At 53.5% G+C, this 20,258-nt stretch carries 13 protein-coding genes; all 13 read right to left on the reverse strand.

Features of this window, described 5'->3' with window-relative positions:
- Position 1: 1 nt before the first annotated feature.
- Positions 2-2,566: a nitrite reductase large subunit NirB gene (gene nirB / locus B3355_RS09555; RefSeq protein WP_292783128.1), complete on the reverse strand. Its 2,565-nt coding sequence runs from the start codon at positions 2,564-2,566 to the stop codon at positions 2-4.
- 476 nt (positions 2,567-3,042) lie between these two features.
- Positions 3,043-5,808: a nitrate reductase gene (locus tag B3355_RS09560; RefSeq protein ID WP_292783130.1), complete on the reverse strand. Its 2,766-nt coding sequence runs from the start codon at positions 5,806-5,808 to the stop codon at positions 3,043-3,045.
- Positions 5,809-5,830: 22 nt separating this feature from the next.
- The gene (gene nirD / locus B3355_RS09565; protein WP_292783132.1) at positions 5,831-6,142 is read right to left on the reverse strand and encodes a nitrite reductase small subunit NirD; all 312 of its coding nucleotides are present in this window, start codon (positions 6,140-6,142) and stop codon (positions 5,831-5,833) included.
- Positions 6,143-6,188: 46 nt separating this feature from the next.
- Positions 6,189-7,877 carry a bifunctional protein-serine/threonine kinase/phosphatase gene (locus B3355_RS09570; protein ID WP_292783134.1) on the reverse strand — a complete coding sequence of 563 codons (1,689 nt, stop codon included), beginning with the start codon at positions 7,875-7,877 and terminating at the stop codon, positions 6,189-6,191.
- Positions 7,878-7,909: 32 nt separating this feature from the next.
- Positions 7,910-9,121 carry a nitrate/nitrite transporter gene (locus B3355_RS09575; protein ID WP_019882914.1) on the reverse strand — a complete coding sequence of 404 codons (1,212 nt, stop codon included), beginning with the start codon at positions 9,119-9,121 and terminating at the stop codon, positions 7,910-7,912.
- 49 nt (positions 9,122-9,170) lie between these two features.
- Positions 9,171-11,597, reverse strand: a complete 2,427-nt coding sequence (nirB, locus tag B3355_RS09580) for a nitrite reductase large subunit NirB (protein WP_292783136.1) — start codon at positions 11,595-11,597, stop codon at positions 9,171-9,173.
- A 20-nt stretch (positions 11,598-11,617) separates the two neighbouring features.
- A complete protein-coding gene (cobA, locus tag B3355_RS09585) occupies positions 11,618-12,403 on the reverse strand; it encodes a uroporphyrinogen-III C-methyltransferase (protein WP_019882911.1) in 786 nt (261 codons plus the stop codon).
- An 18-nt stretch (positions 12,404-12,421) separates the two neighbouring features.
- On the reverse strand, positions 12,422-13,894 hold the full coding sequence (locus tag B3355_RS09590; protein ID WP_292783140.1) for a hypothetical protein: 1,473 nt from the start codon (positions 13,892-13,894) through the stop codon (positions 12,422-12,424).
- 87 nt (positions 13,895-13,981) lie between these two features.
- Entirely contained in the window at positions 13,982-14,791 is an 810-nt protein-coding gene (locus B3355_RS09595; RefSeq protein WP_292783142.1) for an ABC transporter ATP-binding protein, read from the reverse strand.
- 23 nt (positions 14,792-14,814) lie between these two features.
- Positions 14,815-15,735 (reverse strand): nitrate ABC transporter permease, encoded by a 921-nt coding sequence (ntrB, locus tag B3355_RS09600; RefSeq protein ID WP_019882908.1) that lies wholly within the window; start codon positions 15,733-15,735, stop codon positions 14,815-14,817.
- Between the two features lie 19 nt (positions 15,736-15,754).
- Positions 15,755-17,065, reverse strand: a complete 1,311-nt coding sequence (locus B3355_RS09605) for a CmpA/NrtA family ABC transporter substrate-binding protein (RefSeq protein ID WP_292783145.1) — start codon at positions 17,063-17,065, stop codon at positions 15,755-15,757.
- Between the two features lie 349 nt (positions 17,066-17,414).
- Positions 17,415-18,683, reverse strand: a complete 1,269-nt coding sequence (locus tag B3355_RS09610; protein WP_292783148.1) for a nitrate regulatory protein — start codon at positions 18,681-18,683, stop codon at positions 17,415-17,417.
- Between the two features lie 87 nt (positions 18,684-18,770).
- A complete protein-coding gene (locus B3355_RS09615; protein WP_414683418.1) occupies positions 18,771-20,255 on the reverse strand; it encodes an efflux transporter outer membrane subunit in 1,485 nt (494 codons plus the stop codon).
- Positions 20,256-20,258 lie beyond the last annotated feature (3 nt).

Genomic DNA, 20,258 nt, shown 5'->3' on the forward strand with positions numbered 1-20,258 from the left:
ATTACTCTGTGGTCGCGAGGATAGGAATCACCTTCGCTTGTTTCTTTTCTTCTACCGTCGCAGGGCGCATCTGGTCGCGTTCCTTGACGAAGACAATATTGTTGTCGCCAGCCACGCTGTTCACAAAACTGCGGAAGCGTTTGCGCACTTCAGGGTCATTGACGGCGGTTTTCCATTCGTCCTGGTAGTTATCTACCACGTGTTGCATTTGCGCTTCCAGTTCGGCGCCCAGGCCCAAGGAATCATTGATCACCACGTCTCTGAGGTAGTCCAGGCCACCTTCCAGGTTGTCGCGCCAGGTGCTGGTGCGTTGCAGGCGATCAGCGGTGCGGATGTAGAACATCAGGAAGCGGTCTATCATGCGGATGGCTTCTTCTTTACTGAGGTCGCTGGCGATCAGTTCAGCGTGGCGTGGTTTCATGCCGCCGTTACCGCATACATACAGGTTCCAGCCATTTTCGGTGGCGATTAAACCCACATCTTTGCCTTGGGCTTCGGCGCATTCACGCGTACAACCCGAGACGCCGAACTTGATTTTGTGCGGCGCGCGCAGACCTTTGTAGCGGTTTTCCAGTTGCACGGCCAGGCCAACACTGTCGTCCACGCCATAGCGGCACCAGGTCGAGCCAACGCAACTTTTCACTGTGCGCAGTGACTTGCCGTAGGCATGCCCAGATTCGAAACCGGCGGCAATCAACTCTTCCCAGATATTCGGTAATTGTTCGACGCGGGCACCGAACATATCGACACGGGCACCACCGGTGACCTTGGTATATAAGTTGTATTTCTTGGCAATCTGGCCGATGGCGATCAGGCCATCAGGGGTGACTTCACCGCCTGGCATACGTGGCACGACAGAGTAGCTGCCATCTTTCTGGATATTGCCCAGGAAGTAGTCGTTCGAGTCTTGCAGCGAAGCCAGGTCTTTCTTCAGGATAAAATCGTTCCAGCAAGAGGCGAGGATGCTGGCAGCGGTTGGTTTGCATATATCGCAACCCATGCCTTTACCATGCTTGTGCAACAATTCGCCGAAGGTCTTGATTTGCTCCACGCGCACCAGGTGGTACAGCTCCTGGCGTGAGTACGGGAAGTGTTCGCACAGGTGATTGTTGACCGTCATGCCCAGCTTGACCATCTGCGCTTTCATCACTTGCGTCACCAAAGGCACGCAACCACCGCAGGCAGTCCCCGCTTTGGTGCAAGACTTGATTTCGCCTATGCTGCAAGCACCCGCGGCCACTGCTTCACCAATAGCACCTTTGCTGACGTTGTTGCAAGAGCACAGCACCGCGCTGTCTGGCAGGGCATCTACGCCCAGGCCAGGTTTTTCTTTGCCATCACTGGCAGGCAAAATCAGGAATTCCGGGTTTTCCGGCAAGGCCATGGCATTGACCGTCATCTGTTGCAGCGTGCCGTATTCATCGGCATTACCAATCAGCACCGCGCCCAGCAGTTTCTTGCCATCTTCGCTGACGACGATTTTTTTGTAGATATTGCGCACTTCATCGGTGTACTGGTAGCTGCGGCAACCATGCGTCTTGCCATGCGCATCACCGACGCTGGCCACATCGACACCCATCAGCTTGAGTTTGGTGCTCATATCCGCGCCCTGGAAAGTGGACGTCGTTTCACCTGACAAATGCGCGCAAGCTGTGCGGGCCATGTCGTAGCCGGGTGCGACCAGGCCATACATTTCATCGTTCCAGCTGGCACATTCGCCGATGGCGTAAATATCGTGGTCGCTGGAGCGGGAGAAATCGTCGATAGCGATACCGCCACGTGCGCCTATGGCCAGCCCGGAGTCGCGTGCCAGTTCGTCGCGCGGACGGATACCGGCGGAGAAGACGATCATGTCGGTTTCCAGCCAGGTTTCATCAAAGAACACCATGCGGTGACGCGCTGTCGCGCCATCCACAATGGCTGTGGTATTACGGCTGGTATGTACGTGCACACCCAGCTCCTCAATCTTGCTGCGCAGCACTTTGCCGCCAGCCTCATCCACTTGCACGGCCATCAGGCGCGGCGCGAATTCCACCACGTGGGTGTCCAGGCCCATATCGCGCAAGGCTTTGGCGCATTCCAGACCGAGCAGGCCGCCGCCGACCACCACGCCACTCTTGGCGGATTTACCTGCGGCCGTCATGGCCTCCAGGTCTTCAATGGTGCGGTAAACAAAGCAGTTTTCGCGATCACGACCAGCGACAGACGGCACGAACGGGAAAGAGCCAGTCGCCAATACCAGCTTGTCATATGACAGGACGGTGTTATCGCTTAGCGTGATGGTATGCTGGTGGCGGTCAATCTGGCTGACGCGCGCGTTCAGGCGCAGTTCCAGGCCTGGGCGGTCATAAAAGCCAGGTTCGACTAATGATAAATCTTCAGCGGTGCTGCCTGAGAAAAAACTGGACAGGTGCACACGATCATAAGCCGGGCGTGGTTCTTCGCCTAATACGGTGACTTGCAGGTTGGCGGCTGCCAGGTCCGGGTGGCGTTTCACCAGTTCCTGCATAAAATAATGTCCCACCATGCCGTTGCCGACAACTACTACGCGGGTAAGTTGATTCATCGTGTGTTCCCCATCAGATGCAAGCATGACGATGGCAGTTGTTTTTCCATAGGCATGCGTTGCGATTTACTAAACTTAAAAACGAAAAAAGGCGCCCACAGCTTATCTAGCGACCACCTTTGGCAGCATTTAAATAAGCTATGGACGCCGTTGTCCATAAAGGGATTTCCTGACTGCGAAAATGCCCTTATTGCAAATACTCATCGTTAATAAACGAGATTTATTGCCAAATAAGCAATTGGCATGCCAGGAGGCGGGGAAGGTGTCACTGCAAGCGATTGAATTTCTTTAAGTGACTGTTATATAGCGGTTTATATCTTCCCTGATGTGCGTTTTATGCATTCGGTAGAGATCAGGGCAGTGGGGTGGAATAAGTATGATGCACGATAATGATGCATATCAGGGGGATTGCACCAGAATCGATCTCAAGGGGCGATCTAGATCAATTTCGACTGTGTGATGACATGGTTTCCTTATCAGGCGTGTACTTTTCCATGCAATTTAACCAGGCGTTTAAGCTCCGGCACGCATGAACCACAACTGGTCCCGCATTTGAGTTTATTCTGCAAGGTCGGCAGATCTGCACCCATTTCCAGCGTTTCCATGATTTCGTTTTCCGATACATCCAGGCAGTTGCAGATGATCTTGCCGCGGCTATGCTGGCCCGCAGGCGGTGCACTGAGTGGCGCCAGGGCCCAGCGTCGCAGTTCGTCTGTCAGGGTACCCTGGCTCATGACTTCGCGCAGCCAGTCCGCGGCCAGTGTTTCGCCAATCAGTCGCACGCCAGTGACCTGGTTATGCTGCACCAATATATGCTTGCTAATGCCACGTTTGGCATCGTTATAAGTCAGCATGGGCGCATCTTCTGCCATATCCAGCAGGGCATCCAGTTCGGCAATCAGTGCCGCGTCTGGCGCTGCATGGTGTGAGGCGCGCAACATTACCATACCGGCATCGCGGCCATATAGGCCGCAACTGGCGTAGTCAAACGACTTCAGTAGCTTGCGTACTTTGCTAATGAGTTGCGCATCGTCGCAATTGCGCATCACCACCATTTGCCAGGGCAGGTCCAGCTTCTCAATTTTGACTGCAGTGTGCTTGAGCTCTGGCTGCTTGGAAAATTTATCAACAGCGGGTGGCATCAATGCATTGACGCCCAGACCGTGCATAAACTGGCTGCTCCAGTGCATGGGCATAAAAATCTGCGCCGGTTGCACTTCGTCAGAAGCCTGCACACGTACCACCAGGCTGTCACGCTTGTTGCTGACTTTAACGATATCGCCATGCTTGAATGCGCGGCGCTGCATATCGTCTGCATGCATCCAGATCACAGGCTGCTCTTCATGGTTAAACAGTTGCGGCACGATGCCGGTGCGGCTCATGCCATGCCACTGGTCACGCAGGCGGCCAGTCAGCAGATGGAAAGGATGGCGCGCATCCGGCTTATCTGCGGTGCCTTTGTAGACGGCACTCATAAAGTGCGCCTTACCGTCAGGTTTCTGGAATACGCCGTCGGTATATAAACGCGCTTCGCCCTGGGTGGCGCCAGATTTAAACGGCCATTGTTGCGGACCTTGCGTTTCCAGGATGTGGTAGCTCAGGCCGGTAATGTCGAGGTCACGGCCACGTGTGCTTTCACGGTGCTCGTTAAAAATGGTTTCAGTATCCAGGTAGTTAAACAGCGCCTGGCTTTTGCCTAGTTTTAGCTCCAGTCGCTGGGCAAAGTCGACCACGGCTTCCCAGTCATGCCGTGCTTCGCCTGGTTTGGGTGCAGCAGGACGCACACGCGTAATGCGGCGCTCGGAGTTGGTCACGGTGCCTTCCTTTTCACCCCAGGTGGTGGCAGGTAAAAACACATCGGCGTACTGGTTGCTGTCGGTGTTGTTAAATGCATCTTGCAATACCACCAGCTCGGCGTTTTGCAGTGCAGCCAGCACATTATTCAAATCCGGCATGGAGTGGGCCGGGTTGGTGCAGGCAATCCAGATCGCTTTGATTTCACCACTTTTGACCGCGTCGAACATCTCTACGGCAGTTTTGCCCGGGGTCGCTGGTACCTCAGGCACGCCCCATAATCGGGCGACTTCTGCACGATGCTCGGCATTGCCCAGGTCACGGTGACCAGACAATAAATTAGCCATGCCGCCCACTTCGCGGCCACCCATGGCATTGGGCTGGCCGGTAAGTGAGAACGGGCCAGCACCTGGTTTGCCGATCTGGCCAGTAGCCAGGTGCAGGTTAATCAGGGCGGCATTTTTTTCTGTGCCGTGGATGGACTGGTTGAGCCCCATGCAGTACATGGACAGGGTAGGGCCAGCGCCAAACCATTTGGCGGCCTGGATAATATCTTTTTCGCTGATGCCGCAAATATCCGCCACCATTTTCGGCGTGTATTCTCGTACGGTTTCCTTCAGCGCTTCAAAACCTTCGGTATGCTCGCGGATATATTGCATATCCAGCAAGCCTTCCCACAGCATGACATGCAGCAGGCCGTTGAATAATGCAACGTCGGTGCCGGGCAAAATCGCCAGATGCAAGTCTGCCAGTTGTGCAGTGTCGGTGCGGCGTGGGTCCACCACGACAATTTTCATGTCCGGGTTATTCGCCTTGGCATCTTCAATGCGGCGGAACACAATCGGGTGCGCAAACGCCGTATTGGACCCGGCGATAAACAGGCATTGTGTATGGTCAATATCTTCATAACAGGCCGGAGGCGCATCGGCGCCCAGCGTGACTTTATAACCGGCGACGGCTGAACTCATACACAAGCGCGAGTTGGTATCGACGTTGTTGGTACCTATCAGGCCTTTGGCCAGCTTGTTGAACACATAATAATCTTCGGTGAGTAACTGGCCGGAGATATAAAACGCCACCGCATCCGGGCCGTGGGTGTGAATGATGTCGGCAAAGCGGTCGACAACGTGATCGAGTGCGCTATCCCAGCTTACTTTTTCTCTGGCGTCATCGCGAGACAAACGCATTTCCGGATACAAGGCACGTGCATCCAGCTTGGTCGTCAGGTGTAGCGTCGAGCCTTTGGTACACAAGCGGCCAAAGTTGGCCGGATGCTCGGGGTCGCCTTTGACGTCGACAATCTGTTTGCCTTCCGTGGTAATAATGACGCCACAGCCCACCCCGCAATAGCAGCAAGTGCTGCGTGTTTCACGCCGCTGCGGATAAAACTGTACTGGCTCCGCGGTCAACGTGCTGTGTGTGTTCTGGAGTTGTTGCTGTTGCGTCATAAATTGCCTGTGCTACTAAAAACTACTTACTTAATTGCAGATAGACGTCGCCGTCTTCTACTTTCACTGCATAGCAGGCGGTGTGGCCGACATCAGGTTCTTCTGCCTTGCCATCGACCAGGCTGATTTTCCAGCTATGTAATGGGCAGGCGACTTTGTTACCATAGACGATGCCTTGCGACAATGGGCCGCCCTTGTGTGGGCAGCTGTTATTCAGTGCAAACACACGGTCATCTTCAGTGCGGAACACACCAATATCCACTTCGCCATGGCGCACAACGCGTGCACCCAGGGCAGGAATGTCGTTAACCGGGCAAATTTTTGTCCAACTCATTATTTCCTCTTTTCCAATTGGAGTCTGGTTTTCACAGCGCAAAGGCTTAAGAGACCAGTAACAAATAAATCAATAACAGGTTAATACACAGTGAAATCACGGCCAGCCATTGCCATTTGACCAGGCGTGCACGGGCGATCAGCGGCGTGCGCGGGATGACAATCGGTTTCAGTTCGCCATGTTCCAGTGCCAGTAGCATTTCTTCCGCCGTCTCAAAACGGTCAGCCGGTTTTCTGGCAATAGCCTTGAGAATAATGTTTTCCAGCCAGGCCGGGATCTCCGGGCGGTAGCGGCTAGGGCGGATAGGCTCGCCAAAACGTGGTGACTGGAATGGCTCGATCTCGCCATAAGGATATTTGCGGGTCAGCAAGTGATACAGCGTGACACCAGCGGCATAAATATCTGCCTGGCGGTCAGCGACTTTGCCATCAAACAGTTCAGGCGACATAAAACTTGGTGTGCCGGGATTCTCCATTTGCTCGGGCATTGGTAACGTGCTGCTCAGTGCCACCCCCAGATCGAGGATGCGCAGGCGCTTGTCACTACCAATATGAATATTGGCTGGTTTGATATCGCGGTGCACGATATTCAAACGGTGCAGCATGCTCAGGCCGCGCAATAAATCCTGGCCGATATTGGCAACGCCATTCATGGTGAAATGATGCCCGGCCTCAAGGCGTTGCTGCAGCGTCGCGCCTTCGTGCCAGGTCATGACGTAATACAGCGCACTGCGTTGTTCGCGTGTCAGCGGCAGTATTTGTGGCACGCATTGTGATACCACGCGTTTGGCCAGCCATTCTTCGTTGAGCAGGGCTTCACAGCTGGTTTTATCGTCTGCCCTGGCTGGTTGCAGTGTTTTTAGCACAAACAGTTGGCCTGCCGCATTTTTGACCTGATACAGCAGGCTGACGCGTGAATCATGGATGATTTGCGTGATGGTAAAGCCATCCAGCTGGTCGCCAATCGCCAGCTTGCGCGGCACGGGCAGGCTCAGGGCATCGGCCAGCATATCGGTCAGGTGATCCTGGCCGACCTGGTCAATGCGCACCACCACGGCAGAAGCATTGTCTTGCCCACTTTGTTCCAGCGCCTGGCTGGTCAGGTGTTCTGCCATCAGTTGTGGTGTGTGATATAGCATCAACACTTTATGTATATCGGCATCGCCGAGGGCGGCCCAGACGCCATCACTGACAATGGCATAGACATCGCCAGTTTGCAGCAAGCCTTCGGCGTAATCGACGCTGAGCTGATCATCCAGCCCCACTGCACGCTTGAGCACGTGGCGCATGTCTGGTCTGTCCCAGACATGGTCAGTGGTCAGGCATTGCAGCGATTGCTCTCGCAAGCGGTAGATACGTGTATCACCGACATGCGCCAGCACATAGCGTTGCCCGCGCAATACAAGTAACGATAAGGTCGTTGCCATGCCTGCCATCTGGCTATGCTTGCGCGCCTGTGACAGCACCCAGCGATTGGCGGCCTGAATCACCTTGTCCAGTGCATGCTGTATGGTCCAGGTGTCAGGCGTGGCATAGTAGTCAGCCGACAGTGTGCGCACCGTCATTTCAGCCGCTTCAGCGCCACCGGCGCCACCACTAATGCCATCCGCCACGGCCAGCAAGGCGCCCTTGATCCCCAGTTGGGCGTCGGCAGGGGTGACCAGGCCAATATAGTCCTCATTACGAGGTCTGGGCCCGGTGACACTGCTTTCGCCTACACTGAAGTTCAATTTCATCTTGGTATCCGTGGATGGTTGCGCAAATAGGTTTAAATTTTTGCACTGGTGACGGTGGCGGCACCCCAGGTGGTACGCCAGCGGTTTTTCACGCTAGAGAGTCCAACCAGTGCCACAATCGCCAGGCCTGCAAAAATGGTCAGGCCAATCTGGTAGCTGCCTGTGATTTGTTTAGAATATCCCAGGCTGGAGGCCAGGTAAAAACCACCCACCCCGCCAGCCATGCCAACCAGGCCAGTCATCACGCCGATTTCCTTGCGGAAACGTTGTGGCACCAGTTGAAACACGGCGCCGTTGCCCATGCCCAGGGATGCCATGGCTAACACCACTACCGCCAGGCCAGCGGCTTGTGTTTGCATGCCAAAGCTTAAAATGAACAGGAAAATGGCAGCCAACACATACATGGTGCTCAAGGAACGGATGCCACCGATACGGTCAGCCAGCAAACCGCCGAATGGACGTACCAGCGAACCGGCAAACACACAAGCCGCAGTAAAGTAACCGGCATGCACAGGGTCCAGGCCATACTGGTCGTGGAAGTAAATGGTCAGTGAAGAAGCCATGCCAACAAAACCACCAAAGGTCACGCTGTAGAAAAACATAAACCACCAGGCATCTTTGTCTTTTAACACCGCCAGGTATTGTGACAGTGACTTGGCCGCAGGCGCATCTGGCGCATCTTTAGCAAACACGGAATACACGACCAGCGCGAGCAGTAACGGAATCAGTGCCAGGCCAAACACGTTGCTCCAGCCAAATGCCACGGCGAGGCCTGGTGCAAACAGGGCGGCCAAGGCCGTGCCTGAGTTACCGGCACCAGCAATGCCCAGAGCCGTGCCCTGATGCTCTGGCGGATACCAGCGTGAAGCCAATGGCAAGGCCACGGCAAAGGCGGCCCCGGCAAAGCCGAGGAACATGCCCAGCAGCAAGGCTTGCTGATAAGTGTGGATGCCATGCAACCAGGCGGTGAGCAGCGCGGCAATCACAATCACCTGGCCAATCAGGCCGGCTTTTTTCGGCTTGAGCTGATCAACTAATACGCCCATGACGATGCGCAGGATAGCGCCGGTGAGTACTGGTGTCGCCACCATCAGGCCTTTTTGTGCCGGGTTTAACTGCAGGTCAGCAGCGATTTGCACCGCCAATGGCCCCAGCATGACCCACACCATAAAGCTCAGGTCAAAATAAAAGAAGGCTGAAAATAATGTCGGTTTATGGCCGACTTCCCAAAAGCTTTTTTGCATGTTGTTTCTCCCGGGCGTGTGTTAACGATTGTCGCACGCCACATATTAATTAAACAGTAATCGTATCGAATTCTTTGTGTTCATCACGCTTGTTGACGCGCTCTGCCCACGGGTCAACAGACCCTTGTAATGCATACAGCAAGCGCTCGTAGGCAGCAGTACGGCCTTCGGCATCTTCCAGAATGCGTTTTTTCACATAGTCGAGGCCGACGCGCTCAATCCAGTGCACGGTACGATCCAGATAACGCGCTTCTTCGCGGTAGATCTGGATAAATGCCCCCGAGTACTCAATGACCTCTTCGGCAGTTTTGACCTTGCACAAGAAATGCGCCACTTCGGTTTTAATGCCGCCGTTACCACCGACATAAATTTCCCAGCCGGAGTCGACGCCAATGACGCCGACATCTTTGATGCCTGATTCGGCGCAGTTACGCGGACAACCAGACACGGCGAATTTCACCTTATGCGGTGCCCACATATGGTCGAAGGCTTTCTCGATATCGATGCCGAGTTGCGTGGAGTTCTGTGTACCAAATCGGCAGAACTCAGAGCCAACACAGGTTTTCACCGTACGGATAGATTTGCCGTAAGCGTAGCCGGATGGCATATCCAGATCGGCCCACATATTGGTCAGGTCTTCTTTTTTCACGCCGAGCAAGTCAATCCGCTGGCCGCCAGTGACTTTCACCATCGGCACCTTGTACTTGTCAGCGACATCAGCAATTTTGCGTAACTGGTCTGATGACGTCACGCCGCCATACATGCGCGGAATAACCGAGTAAGTACCGTCTTTCTGGATATTGGCGTGTACGCGCTCGTTAATAAAGCGTGATTGCGGATCATCCTTGGCTTCATGTGGCCAGGTGGAAATCAGGTAGTAGTTCATTGCCGGACGGCAAGTCGCACAACCGTTAGGCGTTTTCCAGCCCATGCCTTTCATGGCGCTCGGGATGCTCAGGTATTTATGTTTGCGGATTTCATCACGCACTTCTTCGTGGTTAAAGTCAGTACATCCGCATACCGCTTTGCTTGTAGAAGGCGGTGCATAACCACCGCCCAGCGTAGAAGCCAGAATCTGTTCGACCAGACCGGTACAACTGCCGCAGCTGGAACCGGCTTTGGTTTGTTTCTTCACGTCGTCTATGGTGAACAGGCCTTTTTCCTGGATCGCCTTGACGATAGTACCTTTACAGACACCGTTGCAACCACACACTTCCATTTCGTTGGTCATGGTGGAGACTTTGTCCTGACCCTGGTGGCCGGTATTGCCCAGACTGTCCTGCCCGAACATGAGGTGATCACGAATTTCGTGTATCGGCTTCCTGTCGCGCAGCAGCTGGAAATACCAGGCCCCATCCGTCGTATCGCCATACAGCACGGCACCGATGATTGTGTCATCTTTGATCACGAGTTTTTTGTAAACCCCGCCGACCGCGTCGTGCAGCAAAATTTCTTCGGCATCGTCACTGCCCATGAAATCACCGGCCGAAAACAAATCAATGCCGGTCACTTTCAGTTTTGTCGAAGTGACCGAGCCTTTGTATAGACCGATGCCGAAGTTGGCCAAATGTGTGGCGCACACTTTGGCCATTTCAAATAAAGGCGCCACCAGGCCGTAGGCAATGCCACGGTGGCTCACACATTCACCCACGGCATAAACGCGTGGGTCATAGGTTTGCATGGTGTCATTGACGACAATGCCGCGGTTGCAATGGATACCTGCCGACTCCGCCAGGGCATAGTTGGGGCGGATACCTACCGCCATCACCACCAAATCAGCCGGGATTTCCTGGCTATCTGTAAAGCGCACTGCAACGACGCGGCCATCTTTTCCTATCAGTTGCTCAGTGTTTTTTTGCAGTAAAAAGTTGAGGCCGCGCGCTTCTAGCGATTTTTGCAGCATCTTGCCGGAAACTTTGTCCAGCTGACGTTCGAGCAACCACTCGTTTTTATGTACCACGGTGACGTCCATGCCTTGTACTTTCAGGCCGTTTGCCGCTTCCAGGCCCAGCAAGCCACCACCGATCACCACGGCATGCTTGTGCGTCTTGGCCGCGGCAATCATATCATTGGTGTCTTTGATATCGCGGTAGCCCAGCACACCGTCGAGATCCGCGCCAGGAATCGGCAAAATGAATGGTTTGGAACCCGTCGCCAGCAATAAACGGTCATAGGCCACCGTGGTGCCATTGTCGGCAGTGACGGTACGCGCTTTACGGTCAATCTTGTTGATACGGGCGCTGGTGTGCAAAGCAATATCATTTTCCGCATACCACTCGCGTGTATTCAGGATAATGTCATCAATGGTCTGCTCATTGGCCAGCACCGGCGACAGCATGATGCGGTTATAGTTAGGGTAGGGCTCATCGCCAAACACCGTAATGTCATACATGTCTGGCGCAATTTTGAGCAGCTCTTCCACTGCCCGCATGCCGGCCATGCCGTTACCAACGACCACCAGTTTCTGTTTTATCATCAACATCGCTCCTTTTATAGTTATGCTGCATTGGCTACGCTAAGCCAGGTTTGCACGTTTTCTTGCCAGTCTTGTTCTTGCTGGCTGTTTCTTGCTAATTTCACTACTTCGCCGACGACAATAATCGCCGGGCTTTTCAGGCCTTCGGTGTGGGCCAGGTAGGGAATGGCCTGTAATGACGAAGTCACAGCCCGTTGGTGATGACGGGTGCCGTTTTCTACCACCATGCAAGGCATGTCGGCGGACATGCCTGCATTGATTAAGCCACGGGTGATTTCAGGCAAGTGCTGCATGCCCATATAAATCACCAGTGTGGTATTGGTTTCTACCAGCGCTTGCCAGGGCAGCGGTTCGCCGTCCTGGGTATGGCCGGTGATCAGGGTCACGCCGTGGTTGAAACCACGGTGCGTCACCGGTACTTCCATGCTGGCACAAGCGCCCAGGCCACTGGTCATGCCCGGGATAATTTCGTAAGGAATATTCGCTGCGCGTAATGCCAGCATTTCTTCGCCGCCACGCCCAAACACAAACGGGTCGCCGCCTTTCAGGCGAACGACCACTTGTCCTTGCTCGGCCAGGGCAACCAGCATGCGGTTGATAAAGTGCTGCGGAGTAGACTTGCAGCCGCCGCGTTTGCCTACTGGCACGATGCGTGCCTGCGGGCAATGCGCGAGCAGGGCCGGATTGACCAGGTCATCGACCAGCACCACCTCAGCTTGCTGCAAAGCCTTGACGGCTTTGAGCGTAATGAGGTCTGGGTCGCCGGGTCCGGCGCCGACTAAATAAACTTTTGCGGCTGAAGTCATAGGCAATTCCTTATCGAGTTAAAACGTATACATGGCAGTCAGCCATAATTTTTCGGTGTCGCGGACACGGCCACGGATGGCCGCAGCGTTGTTGCTGGCCAAGTTGGGCAATAAAGCATAGTGGTCGTCCTCACTAAACTTGCCGTATTCCAGTTTGGTCATCCAGTTTTTGTCCACATTCCAGGTCACGGCCGCGTTCCATTCAGTACCATAACGGCTGCCATTGCGGCTGCTTCCGCCACCAGTAGTATAAAAATCCTTGTCTGAGTCAATCAGGTGGTAGTCAGCAAAAAATACAAAGTCGCCATAGCGGTAAGTTGCCGTAACAAAGGTATCTTTAATGCCTTCAAGCGGCGTTGCCAAGAATTTGTCTACCCAGCCCTGAAAGAGGTGGTTAGTACCCAGCGGGGTCTGGAAGGCATACTTGCCGTTATTGCTGGACAGCAATTCCTGATCAAGGCGCATATTGAAGTTATCGATACCAAAGCCGCCGCCCAGTTTGTAGTAGTGGGCATCAATGCGTGAGTCACCGCCACTGTAATCTGTTTGCTTGGCGTATTCTGCGGTGTAGTGTGCTCGATAATTCGGGGTGAACGGGTGTGTACCATCCAGGCGAACACCGATAATTTTGTTGCCCTGGTCTGCATTCTGGTTGGCAGCGCCTCCTTTGCCTGCTGCATTGGCCGCAGCCGTAGTGCCATTACCAAACCAGGCACGCCCCATGCCTAAATCCTGAAAACCATCCAGGTAGGCATAGCCCACCAAAAATTCAGTGGGTGAAATGCGGTAACGGGCGTTGACGATATCCAATGCGCCATCAGAGCGGTATTTGGTGGTGATTTGTTCTACACCCTCAAAGTGCGCCAGGAAAATTTCTGTGTCAGGAATGGTTTTGTTGAAAATGGATACGCCATCAAATACCTGCATCACCTGGCGGAAAGCGATATCACCAATAAAACGTACGTTGTCGAGGTTTACCTGCTGACGACCAGCACGCACGCGGGTGTTTTTAATGCCGGTCCACTCGACAAACAATTGGTTGACACCCGTGTAGTCAGGGTCGACAACCTTGGCATATTCGATATTGTTTGATTGGTTAGAAACGCTGTTAATCAAGGTGTTGTTGGTGCTATCGTTAAAGTTATCAGCCAGTTTGGACACATTGATCAACTGGGCAGCAAAGCTAAAGTTATGGTAGGGCGCAGTTTGCCAGCCGATCAGGCTGCGCAGGGTTAACGCATTAGCAGCTTTCAGCTCTTTATTGGCTGTGGGGTTTGCCGCGTTGTTAGGATATGTGCCTGGTTGTAAACCATCCTGGTCCACATATTCATAACGCAGTCTAAAGCTGGTCATATTCTTGCCAGTTTTAATCGCATCCATAAAAGTGTATTCAGGGATGATCTCTTCTTCAGCCATCGCCTGCATGCTAAAAGCCGCCAGCAATAGCGCGACTGAAACTTGACGTAAGCGTGGGTGTGAGTTAGCGTTCATGTGTTGCTCCTTTTTCTATGTGGGGTAACCATACTTCGATGAGGTATGCAGTGCTGGCGGGTGACCGCCCGTCAGCACTACTTATATCTATGCCGCCTTTTTAGCGTGGCGCTCATACAAAAACTTCAATACTTCGCTACGCAGATGCGTATACGCCGGGTCTTCTACCAGCTCCAGACGTTTACGCGGACGTGGCAAATCGACTTCCAGAATTTCGCCTATGGTCGCTGCCGGGCCGTTGGTCATCATGACGATGCGGTCTGACAGCAACACGGCTTCGTCTACATCGTGCGTGACCATCACGGCAGTGCAACCGGAACGTGCCATAATGCCCATCAGCTCGTCTTGCAAACCAGCACGGGTGAGGGCGTCCAGCGCGCCGAATGGCTCGTCCAGCAGCAATACCTTAGGCTCCATGGCCAGTGCGCGCGCAATGCCGACGCGTTGCTTCATGCCACCGGAAATCTCGTTCGGGCGTTTTTCAATGGCGTGGCTTAAACCCACCAGTTCCAGCGCTGCACGGGTGCGCTCAGCCAGTTGTGCCGGGCCTTCTTTATCGCCAAATACGCGTTCTACAGCCAGGTAAACATTTTCAAAACAGGTCAGCCATGGCAGCAGAGAGTGGTTTTGGAACACCACGGCACGCTCAGGGCCAGGCTTGGAGATTTCACGGCCGGCACAAAACAGGTAGCCTTCACTGGGTTGCAGCAACCCGGCAATCAGGTTGAGTACCGTAGATTTGCCACAGCCTGAGTGGCCGATGATGGAGATAAACTCACCTTCGCGGATATTCAGGTTGATATCTTTCAGCGCCTGAAAACTGCCTTTTTTGGTGTGAAACGTCATGTTGACGTTTTCAATCAGGACATAACGGTCTTGCATTACATTGGTCGTCATAATAAGAATCCTTTTCCTGCGGGTTATTCGTAGCTGTAGCGTTTTGCCACTAGCACCAGCAATTGTTCGAGTAACAAACCGACAATGCCAACAATAAAAATGGCGATGATGATGTGTTCTACATTGAGGTTGTTCCACTCATCCCATACCCAGAAGCCGATACCCATGCCGCCAGTCAGCATTTCTGCCGCCACAATCACCAGCCAGGCTGCGCCAATTGATAAGCGGACACCGGTCATCATGTAAGGCATGACATAAGGCAGCAGAATTTTGGTCACGACTTTCCATTCGGACAGGTTGAGCACTTTGGCCACATTCATATAGTCTTGCGGTACTTTGCTCACACCGACGGCGGTGTTGATAATCATCGGCCACACGGCGGTAATGAAGATCACCCAGATCGCCGCAGGGTTGGCGGCCTTGAATACCAGCAGGCCAATGGGCAGCCAGGCCAGCGGTGACACCGGTTTGAGCAGGCTGATAATCGGTGCCGCCATTCTGGACATAAAGGCATAGCGGCCAATCACAAAGCCCATCGGGATACCGACAATCGCTGCCAGGCCAAAACCCGTTGCCACACGTTGCAGTGAGCTCAGAATGTTCCAGCCTATGCCCATGTCATTCGGATTGTTGATATAAAACGGGTCGCTGAACAGCTCGACAGCCGATTGCCAGGTTTTGACCGGGCCTGGCAAGCCTTGTGTCAGCGCGGCTACCGTGGCCCAGATGGCTGCGAATACCATCAAGCCAATCACAGGCGGCAACAGCCATTCAAATCCTCGTTTAGCCGTTGCCACCCATGCCCCGCGCTTGGGCGCGGTGGCTTTTGCAGCTGTGGTTGAGAGAGGGGTAACCACAGCAACAACTGGTTGCGCAGGTGCTGTGGTGACAGCTTCCTCGCTTTTTTGCATGATGTTTTCTTTCTTCAAGCTGACGACATTCATGGTGACTCTCCTTTAAAGATTAGGCTTTCACCTTGAAGCTGCTGGCATAGGCTTTCGGGTCCTTGCCATCCCAGACCACGCCATCGATCAGCTTGCTGCTGCGCATGGCATCTGGCACCGCAATGCCCAGTGATTTGGCTGCTTCGGTATAAATGTCGATACGGTTGACCTTTTTCGCGATGCCCAGGTAGTCAGGGTCAGACTTCAACAAGCCCCAGCGTTTGTGCTGTGTCAGGAACCACATGCCATCAGACAGGTAAGGGAAGTTGACCTTGCCGTCATTGAAGAATTTCATGTAGTTCGGGTCTTCCCATTTTTTGCCGATACCATTGTCGTAGTGGCCGAGGAAGCGACCTTCAATCACCTCTTCTGGCGCATTGACGTAGGCTTTGCCTGCAATCAGTTTGGCCACTTCCGGGCGGTTTTTAGTCGCATCGATATAGCGGCAGGCTTCCAGAATCGCTTTGGTCAGTGCCAGTGCGGTATTCGGGTTTTTGGCCGCAAACTCAGTGGTGGTGCCGAGTACTTTTTCCGGGTGATCGGCCCAGATGTCCTGGGTGGTGGCGACGGTAAAACCAATCTTGTCGTAGATGGCGCGTGCGTTCCATGGCTCGCCTACGCAGTAGCCGTCCATATTGCCGATGCGCATGTTGGCGACCATTTGTGGCGGAGGCACCACAATGGTTTTCACGTCTTGCATCGGATTGATGCCATAACTGGCCAGCCAGTAATACAACCACATGGCGTGTGTGCCGGTCGGGAAGGTCTGGGCAAAAGTAAAGTCGCGGTTTTCGTTATCTAGCAGGCGCTTGAGCGTCCCGCCACTGGTCACGCCTTTTTCTTTCAGCTGGTTAGCCAGTGTGATGCCCTGACCGTTGTGGTTCAGCGTCATCAAAATGTTCATGTCTTTTTGCTGGCCGCCGATACCTAGTTGCACACCGTAGATCAGGCCGTATAACACGTGCGCTGCATGCAACTCACCGTTCACCATTTTGTCGCGTACACCCGCCCATGAGGCTTCTTTGGAGGGGACAATTTTGATGCCGTATTTTTTATCGAAGCCCATTTGTGAGGCGACAATAATCGGCGCACAGTCCGTCAGCGGAATAAAGCCTACTTTCACCTCAGTGATTTCAGGGGCATCTGAGCCTGCTGCCCAAGCCTGGCTGCGAATCGCAGAGGGCACCATGTTCATCATGGCAGCCGCGCCAAATGCACCTGCCAGGGTATTCATGAAAAAGTGACGGCGCTGCTGGTCTACTTGCTCGGTGGTGGATACTTCGGTGACCGTTGAAGTGGGTGTCACATTATTTTTGTCAGAACTGCTCATTGCTGCTCCTTAATCATCAATCAATTGGGAAAGTTAAAAAACAAAAAGGCGTCCTGAATGCAGACTGTTTTTTTGTCTACACTCAGGACGCCTTTGTCCTTTTACTGCACAAGTCATTCGACTTGTTTACTGCCCAGCCACGCTACATCCCAGGCTGGTATCACACGAGATTTTCAACCGCCGTTAGCTGAAGCCTCAAGCCAAATTAGCAATTGCCGTGCCAGCTGAAGCGTTATTTCTAAGTGATTGTTCTATATTGGTTTTTATGGATTGTTGCATTTTTATGCAACCTTTTCAGCGCGGTGCTGTCCGCACCATACGTGTGCGGATGCACCAATTTGACGGGCGTTTAGCCCGGTTGTGCGTGATGCGCCAAAATGTTTTCAGCGACATCAATAATCTTGCGGTTTTGCTCCATGGCAATGCTGCGCATGGTTTTATACGCTTCCATTTCATTCAGCCCGCGCGTGCTCATTAACAGGCCTTTGGCACGTTCGATCAGCTTGCGTTCGGCGAGCGCCTTTTTGGTATCAGACAACTCACTTTCCATCTCGGCAATTTGCCGCGACTGCTGTTGCAGCAGCGTAATCATGGAGGCCATCGGATACGCCTGCGACGTATCATGCGTCTGAAAATTCAAGGCATTTTCAACTGGAATCGCCAGGTTGAAAAAGGTGCTGTTGAGCGCAGCGGCCGGTGTTGCCTGAATGGCATCCAAATATTGCCGGGTTTGCTCAAAGTCGCTCTTGGCTTTGCTAGCCAGCCCTGCCAACAACTCATGCATGGTTTGGATGAGCTGACATTGAATCTGCCACATGGCGCTTAAACGCTGGCTGCACAATTCAAACCAGATATCTGCGCTGCTGGGATTGAGCGTCTGCTGGTCTTTGGCTGCGCTCAGTTTGGTGCGGTATTTTTGATGTTGCTGGTGCCAGGCGGTCGCCTGCAGCGCAAGCCATGACTGGCGTACCTCTTCACTGCCAAACTGGCAGAATAAATCAAAATGACGGTCTTGCTGGGCGATGAGTTCAAACAGCTTTTGCTGATGCGGCAGTTGCAGGCTGCCTGAACCAAACATATAGGCACCCACTGCACGCTCCTGCCCGGCAAATTCCTTGCCCTGGATCAGGTTGTAAAGCGTCAGCAAACAGGTGGAAATCTTGCTGTTGACCGAGCTGTCGGTGATCTCAAAGATCAGTGCAATCAGGCTGCCGATCAGGCGGCTAAACGATTCGATGCAGTCTGCAAAGCTGATTTTTTGCAAAGTGATCTGATGCCGCAAAGAAGTCAGTTGGTCCAGGCCTAGCAAGATCCACGAGGTCAGCGTCAATTGCTTGGCATCTGCCAGCGCGTTTCTATGCAAGTGCTGTTGCAGCGCCTCTCTAAAGCTGGCTTCCATGGCCTGGTTTTGCGTAATAATGTCAGCGCGCTCTGGTGCAAAGCGTCGCCCATTGGAGGCAATATAGAGGCAGCTAGCACCACGTTCGGCCTGGATCAGGTGGATCAACTGGCCAATTTTTTCGACAAATGCGATACAGCTATCGAGTCGCTCCAGCTCCTCGATATGTCTGATTTTGGCCAAGGTAATGGTTTGGGCAGGGGATATTTCTGTGTTCATCACTAGGCACCAAGCAAGAAGTGTGCGCGACTTGGTGGTTATCTTTATCTTTAATGTTTAAAACGATGATGTTCATGCATGCACTCACTAATGCCAACCGCCGCCCATGACCTTATACAAGGTCAGCTGGCTAGCGGCGTCACTTAATTGCAACGTGACCAGCGATTGCTCTGCAGTATAAAGCGTGCGCTGTGCATCCAGCACCACCAGGTAATTGTCGACCCCATTTTTAAAGCGGACATCAGCCAGCTGGAATGCCGCATTCGCAGCAGCGGTGAGTGAGTGCTGGGCGTCCAGTTGTGCTTGCAAACCTTCACGCTGCACCAACACGTCCGCCACTTCGCGGAACGCAGTTTGCACGGTTTTTTCGTATTGTGCGAGCAGAATATCGCGGTTTTTCTCTGCTGAGGTCAAATTGGCACGGTTACGCCCCGCGTTAAACAGCGGTACGCTGACTTGTGGCACAAAGGTCCAGATGCCGGAATTTTTGGCAAACAGGCCGGATAATTCGGTACTGGCTGAACCGACCGTGGTGGTCAGGCTGATGGTGGGGAAGAAGGCCGCGCGTAATGCACCGATATTGGCATTGGCGCCTTCCAGCAAGTGTTCTGCCGCACGGACATCTGGCCGTTGCTGTAAGGTTTGCGAGCTGACTCCGGCAGGTAAGGCTGTGGTAGCGACCACGCTGGACAAGTTGCCTGCTGGCAACCACTGTTCAGGCACCATGCTACCCGCCAGCAGGTTGAGTGCGTTGATGTCCTGCTTGATTTGCATATTGTAGGTGGCCACTGCCACGCGTGCACTATCGACACTGGTTTGCAGTTGCTTTAAGGTCAGCGCATTGGCAACACCCAGTTCAAACATTTTCTGGTTGATATCGTAAGTGGCTTGCTGGCTTTGCTGGGTTTGCTCGGCAATCGCGAGTCGCTTTTTGTCTGCCGCCAGGGTCAGCCAGGCGGTCGCTACTTCGGCAATCAGGCTGATCTGTGTGCTGTGGCGATTATCTTCATTGGCATAAAACGTTTGCAAGGCCTGCTGGTTCAGGTTGCGTATGCGGCCGAACAGATCCAGCTCATATGCACTAAAGCCTACGGTTGCACGGTAAATATGCGAGATATTGCCACTGCTATTGCTGCTGCCCGCCGTGCCAGTGGTCGCCCCTGAGGTATTGCCTGCAGTATTGTTTGCTGCACTGGCCATACCTTTGGAGGCCGTTTCTGTGACACTCGCAGCGATGGTCGGAAACAGGTCGGCACGTTGCACCTGGTAGAGGGCACGTGACCGTTCTATGGTCAGTGCAGCCACCTGCAGGTCGCGGTTATTTTTTAAGGCGAGGTCAACCACCTGGCGCAGCTTTTCATCACTGATAAAGGATTGCCACGGCAGATCAGTAAAGGCTTTGGGATCGCTTTCTACCGTGCCTAGCGTTGCCGGAACCGGTGAGGCTGGCCGTGTATAAAACGGCGCCAGGTCGATACAACTGCTCAGGCCAAGTGACAGCGTTATCATGGCCAGTAATTTGATTGGTAATTTTGCAGTGCCAAGTAATGTATGTGTGCTTGGTTTCATCATAAG

The organism is Methylophilus sp. UBA6697, assembly GCF_002454655.1.
Lineage (GTDB): Bacteria > Pseudomonadota > Gammaproteobacteria > Burkholderiales > Methylophilaceae > Methylophilus.